Origin of the sequence: Streptomyces sp. ISL-11 (genome assembly GCF_018614525.1) — a bacterium.
GTDB lineage: Bacteria > Actinomycetota > Actinomycetes > Streptomycetales > Streptomycetaceae > Streptomyces.
On sequence record NZ_JAGGOL010000188.1, the window covers coordinates 1 to 12606 of the forward strand.

A 12606-nucleotide genomic window follows, 5' to 3' on the forward strand; every position below is an offset into this window, starting at 1 on the left:
CGATGACCCCCGGCCAGCTCGACGTCCTCGGCAGGGCCGGCGTCGTCGACGCGGGCGGCCTCGGCCTCGTCGAGGTGCTGGGCGCCCTCGCCCGCACCCTGTCGGGAGAGACGACGGCCGGCCGCGCCCCGGCCCCCGGACGCGGCACGCGCGCGTGGCCGCGCCCGGAGCACGCGCAGGAGACCGGCGAGCACCCGGACCTCCCCGGCACCGGAGGACCCGCCTTCGAGGTCATCTACCTCCTGGAGGCCGACGACGCCGCCGTCGCCCGGCTGCGCACGCGCCTCGACGCCCTCGGCGACTCCCTCGTCGTCGTCGGCGGCGACGGCCTGTGGAACGTCCACGTCCATGTCGACGACGCCGGAGCCGCCGTCGAGGCCGGCATCGACGCCGGCCGCCCGTACCGCGTCCGCATCACCCACTTCGGCTCCTGCGGCACGACCCGGGCCGACCGCACCCGCGAACCCGTACAGCGCGCCGTCGTCGCCGTCGTCCCCGGCGAGGGACTGGCCGGCCTCTGCGCGGAGGCCGGGGCCACCGTCGTGGCGGCCCGGCCGGGCGAGCCGCCCGCCAGCGGAGAGCTCGTCGAGGCGATCCGGCGCGCGCACGCGCGCGAAGTGGTCCTCCTGCCCAACGATCCCGAGCTGCGCCACACCGCGGCCGCCGCCGCCGAACAGGCGCGCCTCGAAGGCGTCCGCGTCGCCCTCATCCCCACCCGTGCCGCCGTCCAGGGCATCGCCGCGCTCGCCGTCCACGAACCCGGCCGCCGCTTCGACGAGGACGTCGTCGCCATGACCTCCGCCGCCGGCGCCACCCGCTACGCCGAGCTCGCCGTCGCCGAAAGGCAGTCCTGGACCATGGCCGGCGTCTGCCAGGCCGGCGACGTGCTCGGCCTGATCGACGGCGACGTCGCCGTCATCGGCTCCGAACTGCCCGCCACCGCCGAGACCGTCCTCGACCGGATGCTCGCCGCCGGCGGGGAGATGGTCACCCTCGTGCTGGGAGCCGGCGTCCCCGACACCGTCGCCGACCGCCTGGAGCGGCACGTACGCGGCGGACACCTGGCCGTCGACACGGTCGTCTACCGCGGCGGACAGCAGTCGCCACCCCTGCTCATCGGCATCGAATAGCACCGGTCGCGGATCCCTCCCGGGCCGCCTCAGGGCTTTCTGTCACACCCATGGTGTGCAATGGACCACGTGTCCGCGCTCGACACGCGACACCCGGGGGGACCGCCCCGGACCCAGCCGGAGACCCGTGGCGCTGGCCCTGGAGACACAGTGCAGCTCGAAGAACCCCTGAAGAAGATCCTCGGCGGCAACACCGCGAAGGTGATGGCCGAGCACCTCGACCTGCACACGGTCGGCGACCTGCTGCACCACTACCCGCGCCGCTACGCCGAGCGCGGCGAGCTGACCCGCCTCGCCGACCTGCCGCTCGACGAACACGTCACGGTCGTCGCCCAGGTCGCCAAGGCCGCCATGAAGACCTTCAACCACGGCAAGGGCGTCCGCCTGGAGGTCGTCGTCACCGACGGCAGCGGCTCCCTGACCCTCGTCTTCTTCGGCCGGGGCGCCTACGCGCGGGAGAAGGAGCTGATCCCCGGCCGGCGCGGCATGTTCGCCGGCAAGGTCTCCGTCTTCAACCGCACCCGGCAGCTCCTGCACCCCGACTACGAACTCCTGGACAAGGAGAGCGGCGCCGACGCCGCCGAGTCCTTCGCCGGGCGGCTGCTGCCGATCTACCCCGCGTGCAAGCAGTTCCAGTCCTGGAAGCTCACCAAGGCCCTCGACACCCTCCTGGACCTCTTCGAGGCCCAGGGATGGCAGAACATCGTCGACCCGCTGCCCCCCGCCCTGCGCGAGGGCCGCGGCCTGACCGAGCTCGCCGACGCCTTCCGCAAGGTCCACCGGCCCGCCTCCAAGGCCGACATCGAGGACGCCCGGTCCCGCCTGAAGTGGGACGAGGCGTTCGTCCTCCAGGTCGCCCTCGCCCGCCGCCGCCACGCGGACGGCCAGCTGCCCGCCGTCGCCCGCAAGCCCGCGGCCGGCGGCCTGCTCGACGCCTTCGACGCGAAGCTGCCCTTCACCCTCACCGAGGGCCAGACCAAGGTCTCCGCGGAGATCTTCGACGACCTGGCCACCGAACACCCCATGCACCGCCTCCTGCAGGGCGAGGTCGGCTCGGGAAAGACCATGGTCGCCCTGCGTGCCATGCTCGGCGTCGTCGACGCGGGCGGTCAGGCCGCGATGCTCGCCCCCACCGAGGTCCTCGCCCAGCAGCACCACCGGTCCATCACCGAGATGATGGGCGAGCTCGCCGAGGGCGGCCTGCTCGGCGGCGCCGACCAGGGCACCAAGGTGGTGCTGCTGACCGGCTCCATGGGCGCGGCCGCCCGCCGGCACGCGCTGCTCGACCTCGTCACCGGCGAGGCCGGCATCGTCATCGGCACCCACGCCCTGATCGAGGACAAGGTGCGGTTCCACGACCTGGGCCTCGTCGTCGTCGACGAGCAGCACCGCTTCGGCGTCGAGCAGCGCGACGCCCTGCGCTCGAAGGGCAAGCAGCCGCCGCACCTGCTGGTGATGACGGCCACGCCGATCCCGCGGACCGTCGCCATGACCGTCTTCGGCGACCTGGAGACCTCCGTCCTCGACCAGCTCCCGGCCGGCCGCTCGCCCATCGCCACCCACGTCGTGCCCGCCAAGGACAAGCCGCACTTCCTGGCCCGCGCGTGGGAGCGGGTGCGCGAGGAGGTCGCCGGCGGACATCAGGCGTACGTGGTCTGCCCGCGCATCGGCGACGAGGAGGACACCACCGCGAGCGCGCGGAAGACGACGTCCGGCCAGGAGGAGCCGACCGCGGAGGACCTGGCCGAGAAGCGCCCACCGCTCGCCGTCGTCGACATCGCCGCGCAGCTCGGCCGGGGGCCGCTGAGCGGCCTGCGCGTGGAGGTGCTGCACGGGCGGATGCAGCCGGACGCCAAGGACGACGTCATGCGCCGTTTCGCCGCCGGCGAGGTCGACGTACTGGTGGCCACCACCGTCATCGAGGTCGGCGTGAACGTCCCCAACGCCACCGCCATGGTGATCATGGACGCGGACCGGTTCGGCGTCTCCCAGCTGCACCAGCTCCGCGGCCGCGTCGGCCGCGGCTCCGCACCCGGCCTGTGCCTGCTGGTCAGCGAGATGCCCGAGGGCAGCCCGGCGCGGTCCCGGCTGACCGCCGTCGCCGGCACCCTCGACGGCTTCGAGCTCTCCCGCATCGACCTGGAACAGCGCCGCGAGGGCGACGTCCTCGGCCAGGCCCAGTCCGGGGTCCGCTCGTCCCTGCGGATGCTCACCGTCATCGACGACGAGGAGGTCATCGCCGCCGCCCGCGAGGAGGCCGCGGCGGTCGTCGCCGCCGACCCGGAGCTGGAGCGGCTGCCCGAGCTGCGCACCGCCCTGGACGCCCTGCTGGACAAGGAGCGGGAGCGGTATCTGGAAAAGGGCTGAGAAGGGCCGGAGCCCGACCGCGCGGGGCCGAGTCGGCACCGACGCCCTAGGCTGATGGGGTGGCGGCCGCCCGGACGCGGGCCGCCGCACCGTCACCCACCGCGAAGGGCTTTGAGGACCGATGACCCGCGTGATCGCCGGCACCGCCGGCGGACGCCGCCTGGCCGTGCCACCCGGCACCGGCACCCGCCCGACCTCCGACCGGGCGCGCGAGGGCCTGTTCTCCACCTGGGAGTCGCTGTACGGCCCCCTCGCGGGCACCCGCGTGCTGGACCCGTACGCCGGCTCCGGCGCGGTCGGCCTGGAGGCACTCTCCCGCGGCGCCGCGCACGTCCTGCTGATCGAGGCCGACGCCCGCGCGGTCCGCGTCATCCGCGACAACGTCCGCGCCGTGGGCCTGCCGGGCGCCGAGGTCCGGGCCGGCAAGGCCGAGCACGTCCTCGCCGGGCCGGCGCCCACCGACCCGTACGACGTGATCTTCCTCGACCCGCCCTACGCGGTGGCCGACGACGCGCTGTGCGAGATCCTCCTCACACTCCGCACCCAGGGCTGGCTTGCCGACGACGCGCTCGTCACCGTGGAGCGGAGCACCAGAGGCGGGGAATTCCCCTGGCCGGACGGCTTCGAGCCACTGAGGGCCCGTCGTTACGGCGAGGGGACGCTTTGGTACGGTCGCGCCGCCTCGACGTGCACCGCAGAGGGATCGCCGAGCACGTCATGAATGGACCGGAGAGCGAGGAACCACCGTTGCGCCGCGCCGTCTGTCCGGGGTCGTTCGACCCCGTCACCAATGGACACCTCGACATCATCGCCCGCGCTTCCAGGCTGTACGACGTCGTGCACGTCGCGGTGATGATCAATCAGTCGAAGCAGGGCCTGTTCACCGTCGACGAGCGGATAGACCTGCTCCGCCAGGTCACCGCCGAGTACGGCAACGTCCAGGTGGAGTCCTTCCACGGCCTGCTCGTCGACTTCTGCAAGCAGCGCGACATTCCCGCCATCGTCAAGGGGCTGCGGGCGGTCAGCGACTTCGACTACGAGCTGCAGATGGCCCAGATGAACAACGGCCTCTCCGGTGTGGAGACCCTGTTCGTCCCCACCAACCCCACCTACAGCTTCCTCTCCTCCAGCCTGGTCAAGGAGGTCGCGGCCTGGGGCGGCGACGTCTCCCACCTGGTGCCGCCGCTGGTGCTCGAAGCGCTGTCCGAACGGCTCGGCGACCGCTGAGGGGCTGACACCGGGTCAGCGGGTGCCGGGCGGGGGCGACTGGCCGTACAGTCGACCCCGTTCGTTCCCAACCGTCGGAAGAAGTGGCGAGCGTCAAGGTGGACGTGCAGAAGAAGCTCGACGAGATCGTCACGACCGTCGCCGGCGCCCGGTCCATGCCCATGTCGGCCTCCTGCGTCATCAACCGGGCCGAGCTGCTCGCCCTCCTGGAGGAGCTGCGGGCCGCCCTGCCCGGCTCCCTGGCCCAGGCCCAGGAGCTGATCGGCGGCCGGGAGCAACTGGTCGCCGACGCCCGCGAGGAGGCCGAGCGGATCATCGAGTCCGCCCGCGCCCACCGCGGTTCGCTGATCTCCGACACCGAGGTCGCCCGGCAGTCCCAGGAGGAGGCCGACCGCATCCTGGAGGCCGCCCGTCGGGAGGCGGAGGAGATCCGCGCCGAGGCCGACGACTACGTCGACAGCAAGCTCGCCAACTTCGAGGTCGTCCTCACCAAGACCCTCGGCTCCGTCGACCGCGGCCGCGAGAAGCTGCTGAACCGGGCCGGAGCCGACGGCTACGACGCCCCGGACCCCGACGGCCCGTCCGACGACGTACCGGAGCCCAGCGCCGACCCCCGCACGCAGCGGCAGCGCGCCGACGCCTACGTGGACGCCAAGCTCGGCGCGGTCGCCGCCGTCCTGGCCAAGACCCTGGAGGCCGTCGGCAAGGGCCGGCAGAAGCTCCTGGGCGCCCGGCCCGCCGACGAGCTCGGCGCCCACATGGCGGCCCAGGACGGCCTGCCCGCGGGCCACCGCACGAGCGACGCCGACTTCCTCGCCGAGCTGGCGGCCCCCCGGGAACCCGCCGCGCCCCCGGCACCGGCCGTCCCCGCGCAGCCGCCCGCACAGCAGGACTACTACGCGACCGCCGGCTACCAGCCGGACCCGTACGCCTACCAGTCCTACGAGGCCGGGGCGGCCCCCTACGCGGCCCAGGGCGGCTACGTCCAGCACGACCCCTACGGCTGGCCCGCGCAGGCCGCCACGGACGGCTACGCCCCGCACGGCGGCTATGCCCCCGGGCCGGGTCATCAGGAACCGCAGCAGCCCCACCAGGCCCACGATTCCCGGCAGCCTCAGCTCGACGAGACCAGTCTCTTCGACACGAGCATGATCGACCTCGACCAGCTCCGCAGGTACGAGCAGGGGCGCTGACCGGCGCCCTTCGGTGGCCGATTGGGTCTACGGCGACCCGTCCAGTATCCTGGCTCTTCGGTCGCGTGTGCATTCGCGATCAGGGCTGCCCGCGACGCCTCCGGTGTCGATGGGAGCCCGTCACCGCAGCGTAGAAAGCAGGAAGCCCTGAACGCCCACCTCGATCACCGTTCCCCTCTCGTGTTCGACACACGTGAGCTGGGTCGGCGACCCGGTGCGCTGAAGAAGGTCTCCCGCTCCATCCCGGCCCCCGCGGATCTCGGCATCGAGGTCATCGGGGTCGCCGAGGGCGCGACGGTGGAGCTTGACCTCCGTCTGGAATCGGTCATGGAAGGTGTGCTCGTAACGGGTACCGCCCGTGCACCGCTGACAGGGGAGTGCGTAAGGTGTCTGGAGCCGCTGGAGCGAGAGCTCGACGCGGACTTCCAGGAGATGTACTCCTACCCCGACGCCGACGCCCGGAGCCGCACCGCGGACACGGACGACGACGCCGAGGACGACGAGGAGGACACGCTCTTCCTCGAGGACGATCTGATCGACCTCGAACCCGTGCTGCGGGACGCGGTGGTGCTCTCACTGCCGCTGCAGCCGGTGTGCCAGGAAGACTGCCCCGGCCTGTGCTCCGAGTGCGGAGCGCGGCTGGCGGACGACCCGGACCACCACCACGAGTCCGTCGACATTCGTTGGGCGGCACTGCAGGGACTCGCCGGTTCAGACCAGGACCGCGAGATGGACAACGCACCCCGTTCCAACGGGGATGACTCACAGGAGAAGTAGCCGTGGCTGTTCCGAAGCGGAAGATGTCGCGCAGCAACACGCGCCACCGCCGGTCGCAGTGGAAGGCTGCGGTCCCCACCCTGGTGGCATGCGCTAGCTGCCACGAGCCGAAGCTGCAGCACATCGCGTGCCCCAGCTGCGGCACCTACAACAAGCGCCAGGTCCTCGAGGTCTGATCGGCGGGTGACAGGCTCCATGTCAGACGCCATTACGCCGAAGAAGGCGCCGGCGGACACGGCCTCGTCTCACACGCTTCTGGAAGGGCGGCTCGGGTACAGACTCGAGACCGCCCTTCTGGTGCGTGCGCTGACTCACCGTTCCTACGCCTACGAGAACGGCGGGCTGCCCACCAACGAGCGGCTGGAGTTCCTCGGGGACTCCGTGCTCGGCCTGGTGGTCACGGACACGCTCTATCGCATCCACCCCGACCTGCCCGAGGGCCAGCTGGCCAAACTGCGGGCCGCGGTGGTCAACTCCCGTGCGCTGGCCGAGGTCGGCCGCGGGCTCGACCTGGGTTCCTTCATCCGGCTCGGCCGCGGTGAAGAGGGCACGGGCGGTCGCAACAAGGCATCCATCCTCGCCGACACCCTGGAGGCGGTGATCGGGGCGGTCTATCTGGACCAGGGTCTCGAAGCCGCCGCCGAACTGGTGCACAGGCTCTTCGATCCGCTGATCGAGAAGTCCTCGAACCTGGGTGCGGGCCTGGACTGGAAGACCAGCCTCCAGGAGCTCACCGCCACGGAGGGGCTGGGCGTCCCGGAGTACCTCGTCTCCGAGACGGGGCCCGACCACGAGAAGACCTTCACGGCTGCTGCCCGCGTCGGTGGTGTCGCGTACGGCACCGGCACCGGCCGCAGCAAGAAGGAAGCGGAGCAGCAGGCGGCGGAAGCCGCCTGGCGCGCCATCCATCAGGCGGCCGAGGACCGTGCCTCCGCCGCACAGGCGGCGGCCAAGGCCGACGCCGCCGCCGATCCGGTGGCTCCGGTCACGCCCGAGCCCGCCGACGGCGTGCAGGGCGCGTCGCACTGACGCGTACGCGTGACGTCCTGAAGGGCCGGCCCGGCCGGCCCTTCAGGACAACCGCGCCCCGGGGGGCGCGAAAACCGTGGCGAACCCTCCGAAGGAGTACCGCACCGTGCCCGAGCTGCCCGAGGTCGAGGTCGTACGACGCGGTCTGGAGCGCTGGATCTGCGGGCGCACGGTCGCCGAGGTGTCGGTCCTGCACCCGCGCGCGATCCGCCGGCACCTCGCCGGCCCGGACGACTTCGCCGCCCAGCTGGCCGGCCACCGTCTCGGCACCGCGCGGCGCCGCGGAAAATACCTCTGGCTGCCCCTCGAAGCACCCGACGGCAGCCCGGCCGGACGGTCCGTCCTGGCCCACCTCGGCATGAGCGGCCAGCTGCTCGTCCAGCCGCACGACGCCCCCACCGAGAAACACCTGCGCATCCGCGTCCGCTTCGCCGACGCCACCCCCACCGAACTGCGCTTCGTCGACCAGCGCACCTTCGGCGGCCTGTCGCTCCACGACACCGTGGCCGTCGACCCGGACGGCCTCCCCGATGTCATCGCGCACATCGCCCGCGATCCCCTGGACCCCGCCTTCGACGAGGACGCGTTCCACGCCGCGCTGCGCCGCCGCCGCACGACCGTGAAGCGGGCCCTGCTCGACCAGTCGCTGATCAGCGGCGTCGGCAACATCTACGCCGACGAGGCGCTGTGGCGCTCCCGGCTGCACTACGACCGCCCCACGGCCACGCTGACCCGCCCGCGCGGCGCCGAGCTGCTCACCCACATCCGCGAGGTCATGAACGAGGCCCTCGCCGTCGGCGGCACCAGCTTCGACAGCCTCTACGTCAACGTGAACGGCGAGTCCGGCTACTTCGACCGGTCGCTGGACGCGTACGGGCGCGAGGACGAGCCCTGCCGCCGCTGCGGCACGGCCATGCGCCGCCGCCCCTGGATGAACCGTTCCAGCTACTTCTGCCCGCGCTGCCAGCGCCCGCCGCGCGTGACCACGGGCCGTACGGGGCGGGCGCTGCCGCCGGTTCAGTAGCCGAAGTCCTGCGTCCACCAAGGGCCGCCGGAACCGGAGCTCACCCCGATGCCGAGGGTTCGGTACTCGCGGTTGAGGATGTTGGCCCGGTGGCCCGAGCTGCGCATCCAGGCGTCCATCACGGCGCGGGCGTCCACCTGGCCCCGGGCGATGTTCTCGCCGCCGAGATTGCCGATGCCGCGCTTGGCGGCGCGGTCCCAGGGCGTCCTGCCGTCCGGGTCGGTGTGGGCGAAGAAGCCGCGGCGGGCCATGTCGTCGCTGAAGGACTGGGCCAGCGTGGTCAGCCGGCCGCTGGCCGTCAGCGGCCGCAGCCCCGCCTTCGCCCGCTCCTGGTTGACCAGGGTGAGTACCTGGCTCACCGGTGTGGCGCGGAGCGTGTCCGCCTCGGCCGCGCCGGTGGGCGCGGGCTCCGCGGCGGGAGCCGAAGAGGCGGGAGCGGGAGTCGTGGCGGCCGGGCTCGGGGCGGCGCGGACGTCGTGGCCGGAGCCGGCCCCCTCACCGCCCGTCGGGGCGCTCGGGGACGCGGACGGTGCCTCGCTCGGGGTGCCGGACGGCGTCGAGGGGGTGTCCGGGCGTCCGGCGCTCCGGCTCACCGGAGTGCCGCCCCGGGCCGGTGCCGGAGCCGGTGGCCGGGCGGGAGCGTCCTCCACCGCAGGGGGGTCGTCCGCGCGCACCTGCCCGCTGGGGCCGCCCACGCCGGGACCGCTGCCGAGCTGGACGGTGTCGCCGCCGGAGAAGAGACCCGAGGCCACGGCGACGACGCCCATCGCCATGGCGGCGGACGCGCCCAGCAGCCCGTTGCGCAGCGGCGTCCGCGCGCGCCCGCGCGTCTCGCGATGCCGTCCGGCGTCGGCCGGGCCGTCGGGCTCGTAAGGGGGACCCGGGTCGGCCGTCCGGCGCCCGGGGGGAGCCCCGGGCGTGCGTGACCTCACCGCGGTGGAACCAGGGGTCTGAGGGGCAGAGCGTCGATGGCGACCCATCCGCTGCCTTCCTTACGTGCTCGGCGTCATCGTGCGTCACTCGTACGGGGGCGACCTGTCGAGCGGCGACTGTACGGCAATAGGGATGGGGTCGAAGTGCTCCGTATGCAATTGGCCGGTTAGCGTGCAGACATGAACGAACATGTCCGTCTGACGGCCTGGGTGCGTGGCCATGTGCAGGGTGTTGGCTTCCGATGGTTCACCCGCGAGAACGCCTTGCGCATCGGAGGGCTGGCCGGCTTCGCCTCGAACCTCGCCGACGGCCGGGTCCAGGTGGTCGCGGAGGGCGTGCGCGAGGATTGCGAACATCTGCTCGATTGGCTGCGGGCCGGCGACACGCCCGGCCGGGCGACGGCGTCACCGAACTGTGGGCCGTGCCGCGGGGCGGCTATGACGGTTTCGAGATTCGCTGAACTCCCGGGGCGGTTCCGCGGTCCGGTCGTTTCCGATCAAAAAAACGAATCCAACCTTCGAAAGGGTCGGCGGGGGACATGCGGAACCCCGTGAAGAACCGGGTGCCGTGGGCTCCGATGACCTTATCGATATGTCAGTGGCATATTCAGAAGGCAGAAATTCCCTGATGGTTGCCAAGACGGCCCCGCCGTGGAAGGCTGCAACTCAACGGATGATCTCCACGCCCCTCCGGGCCCCGGGTCGGACGCCGCCGCTCTCGAAGCGCCGCGCACCCTTGGGACGCCTGCCGATACGGGGTGTGATCGTGTTGACCGTCAAACTTTTTGGTGAGACTCTGGAAGCCCCGCGCACCTTAGCTGTTTGGCATTGAACACAGTAGCGATGACAGACACCGCGGGTGCGAATCCCTCACGACCCACACCGCTTCGGTCGGTCACTCATTGTGGAGGACCATCCATCATGGCAAAGGCGCTTCTCGGTTACGTCGGCGGCTCCGACCCCCGAGTCCTCTCCGAGATGCGACGGCTTCAGCAGCGTGTCCAGGACCTGGAATCCGAGCTCATTCGGATGCAGGCGGAAAACGACGCGCTGTCTGCCGCCGCTCACCACGGCGACTCGCTGCTCGACAGCATCGACGTATCCCAGGCGGAGCCTGCGCTCGCCTGACCATGCACCTGCCCCGGGGGCTTGGTCGGGCTGCACTGTCAGCCGCTTGAGAGTTGCAAGGGACGCCCCAGGCGTCCCTTCGTCGTATCCGATGCGCGCTGTCCGATCGTCGTATCGCCCGCCGGTTCCGGCCGATTTTTCTTTCGCCCCCCTCACGACTGATGTGCCCTGCGCCTTCCCGGGTGAAACCAAAATCGAAGCGAGCGGCACGGCGGGGATCCCCCGGACGAGGTCCCCGGACTCCCGTGCCGGGACGGCGGTGGAAGCCGGCCGGGCGGTAAAGTCCTCCCGCGTGCACCTCAAGAGCCTGACCCTGCGCGGGTTCAAATCCTTCGCTTCCGCGACGACCCTGCGCTTCGAACCCGGGATCACCTGTGTTGTCGGCCCCAATGGTTCGGGCAAGTCCAACGTTGTCGACGCCCTCTCCTGGGTCATGGGTGAACAGGGCGCCAAGTCGCTGCGCGGCGGCAAGATGGAGGACGTCATCTTCGCCGGGACGACCGGCCGTCCGCCGCTGGGCCGCGCCGAGGTCTCGCTGACCATCGACAACTCCGACGGTGCGCTGCCCATCGACTACGCCGAGGTGACCATCACCCGGACGATGTTCCGCAACGGCGGCAGCGAGTACCAGCTCAACGGCGACACCTGCCGCCTCCTCGACATCCAGGAACTGCTCTCCGACTCCGGCATCGGCCGCGAGATGCACGTCATCGTCGGCCAGGGCCAGCTCGACTCGGTCCTGCACGCCGACCCGATGGGCCGCCGCGCCTTCATCGAGGAGGCCGCGGGCGTTCTCAAGCACCGCAAACGCAAAGAGAAGGCGCTGCGCAAGCTCGACGCGATGCGCGCCAACCTCGCCCGCGTGCAGGACCTGACCGATGAGCTCCGCCGGCAGCTCAAGCCGCTCGGCCGGCAGGCCGCGGTCGCGCGCCGGGCCGCGGTCATCCAGGCCGACCTGCGCGACGCCCGGCTGCGGCTGCTCGCCGACGACCTGACGACGCTGCGCGAGGCTCTGCGAGCGGAGCTCGCCGACGAGGCCGCGCTCAAGGCCCGCAAGGAGGCCGCCGAGGCCGAACTGCGCGCGGCGGCACAGCGCGAGGCCGCGCTGGAGGAGCAGGTGCGGACCCTCGCCCCGCGCCTGGCCGAGGCACAGCGGACCTGGTACGAGCTGTCGCGGCTGGCCGAGCGGGTGCGCGGCACCATCGGCCTGGCCGACCAGCGGGTCACGAGCGCGACCTCGGCACCCGGCGAGGAGCGGCGCGGCCGCGATCCCGAGGACCTGGAGCGGGAGGCCGCGCGCGTCCGCGAGCAGGAGGCCGAGCTGGAGGCCGCGCTGGAGGCGGCGGGCCGGGCCCTGGAGGACACCTCCGAGCACCGGGCCGAGCTGGAGCGCCGGCTGGCGCAGGAGGAGCGGCGGCTGCGGGACGCCGCCCGCGCCATCGCCGACCACCGGGAGGGCCTCGCCCGCCTGCACGGAAAGGTCACCGCGGCCCGCGGCCGGGCGGCGTCCGCCCAGGCCGAGATCGGCCGGCTGGCCGCCGCCCGCGACGAGGCCGTGCAACGGGCCGCCGTCGCGGGGGAGGAGTACGAGCTCCGGCGGGCCGAGGTCGAGGGGCTCGACGCCGACGACGCCGAACTGTCCGCCCGCCACGAGGAGGCCCGGCGCGAGCTGGCCGCCGCCGAGACGGCCCTTGGCGAGGCCCGCGAGGCCGCGACGACGACCGAGCGCCGCCGTGCGGCCATGGCGGCCCGCCGCGACGCGCTGGCGCTCGGCCTGCGCCGCAAGGACGGCACGGGTG

Annotated in this window: 12 protein-coding genes and 1 pseudogene; 12 read left to right on the forward strand and 1 reads right to left on the reverse strand. The window is 72.5% G+C overall.

What is annotated here, in order from left to right; all coding sequences use genetic code 11:
- The 9 genes from J7E86_RS28935 to mutM form a co-directional block, all read left to right on the forward strand.
- Positions 1-1130, forward strand: a 1130-nt coding sequence (locus J7E86_RS28935) for a DAK2 domain-containing protein (RefSeq protein ID WP_215085779.1), incomplete at its 5' end; no start/stop codon positions are given.
- A 204-nt stretch (positions 1131-1334) separates the two neighbouring features.
- Positions 1335-3497, forward strand: a complete 2163-nt coding sequence (gene recG / locus J7E86_RS28940) for an ATP-dependent DNA helicase RecG (protein ID WP_251019833.1) — start codon at positions 1335-1337, stop codon at positions 3495-3497.
- Positions 3498-3618: 121 nt separating this feature from the next.
- On the forward strand, positions 3619-4218 hold the full coding sequence (gene rsmD / locus J7E86_RS28945) for a 16S rRNA (guanine(966)-N(2))-methyltransferase RsmD (protein ID WP_215085781.1): 600 nt from the start codon (positions 3619-3621) through the stop codon (positions 4216-4218).
- A complete protein-coding gene (coaD, locus tag J7E86_RS28950; protein ID WP_215085782.1) occupies positions 4215-4724 on the forward strand; it encodes a pantetheine-phosphate adenylyltransferase in 510 nt (169 codons plus the stop codon). Before rsmD ends, coaD begins: the two co-directional genes overlap by 4 nt.
- Positions 4725-4822: 98 nt before the next feature.
- Positions 4823-5917, forward strand: a complete 1095-nt coding sequence (locus tag J7E86_RS28955) for an ATP synthase F0 subunit B (protein ID WP_215085788.1) — start codon at positions 4823-4825, stop codon at positions 5915-5917.
- Between the two features lie 180 nt (positions 5918-6097).
- Complete coding sequence (locus tag J7E86_RS28960) at positions 6098-6694, forward strand: DUF177 domain-containing protein (protein ID WP_215085783.1); 597 nt, start codon at positions 6098-6100, stop codon at positions 6692-6694.
- Positions 6695-6696: 2 nt separating this feature from the next.
- The gene (gene rpmF / locus J7E86_RS28965; protein ID WP_030087884.1) at positions 6697-6870 is read left to right on the forward strand and encodes a 50S ribosomal protein L32; all 174 of its coding nucleotides are present in this window, start codon (positions 6697-6699) and stop codon (positions 6868-6870) included.
- 19 nt (positions 6871-6889) lie between these two features.
- Positions 6890-7723, forward strand: a complete 834-nt coding sequence (rnc, locus tag J7E86_RS28970; protein WP_215085784.1) for a ribonuclease III — start codon at positions 6890-6892, stop codon at positions 7721-7723.
- A 106-nt stretch (positions 7724-7829) separates the two neighbouring features.
- A complete protein-coding gene (gene mutM / locus J7E86_RS28975; RefSeq protein WP_215085789.1) occupies positions 7830-8747 on the forward strand; it encodes a bifunctional DNA-formamidopyrimidine glycosylase/DNA-(apurinic or apyrimidinic site) lyase in 918 nt (305 codons plus the stop codon).
- On the opposite strand, the gene J7E86_RS28980 is transcribed toward mutM, so the two are convergent.
- Entirely contained in the window at positions 8741-9679 is a 939-nt protein-coding gene (locus tag J7E86_RS28980) for a CAP domain-containing protein (RefSeq protein ID WP_308312765.1), read from the reverse strand. The genes mutM and J7E86_RS28980 overlap by 7 nt on opposite strands.
- 180 nt (positions 9680-9859) lie before the next feature.
- Between J7E86_RS28980 and J7E86_RS28985 the strand changes: the two are divergent.
- The 3 genes and pseudogenes from J7E86_RS28985 to J7E86_RS28995 all read left to right on the forward strand — a co-directional run.
- Positions 9860-10140, forward strand: a pseudogene (locus tag J7E86_RS28985) (acylphosphatase).
- A gap of 460 nt (positions 10141-10600) precedes the next feature.
- Positions 10601-10807 (forward strand): hypothetical protein, encoded by a 207-nt coding sequence (locus tag J7E86_RS28990; protein ID WP_215085786.1) that lies wholly within the window; start codon positions 10601-10603, stop codon positions 10805-10807.
- Positions 10808-11099: 292 nt separating this feature from the next.
- Positions 11100-12606 (forward strand): AAA family ATPase (locus J7E86_RS28995; protein WP_215085787.1); only part of this gene is annotated, 1507 nt, incomplete at its 3' end.

Coding starts and splice junctions, on each gene's coding strand:
- rnc (WP_215085784.1), top strand. CDS start 6,890: ATGTCAGACGCCATTACGCCGAAGAAGGCGCCGGCGGACACGGCCTCG.
- coaD (WP_215085782.1), top strand. CDS start 4,215: ATGAATGGACCGGAGAGCGAGGAACCACCGTTGCGCCGCGCCGTCTGT.
- recG (WP_251019833.1), top strand. CDS start 1,335: ATGGCCGAGCACCTCGACCTGCACACGGTCGGCGACCTGCTGCACCAC.
- rsmD (WP_215085781.1), top strand. CDS start 3,619: ATGACCCGCGTGATCGCCGGCACCGCCGGCGGACGCCGCCTGGCCGTG.
- J7E86_RS28990 (WP_215085786.1), top strand. CDS start 10,601: ATGGCAAAGGCGCTTCTCGGTTACGTCGGCGGCTCCGACCCCCGAGTC.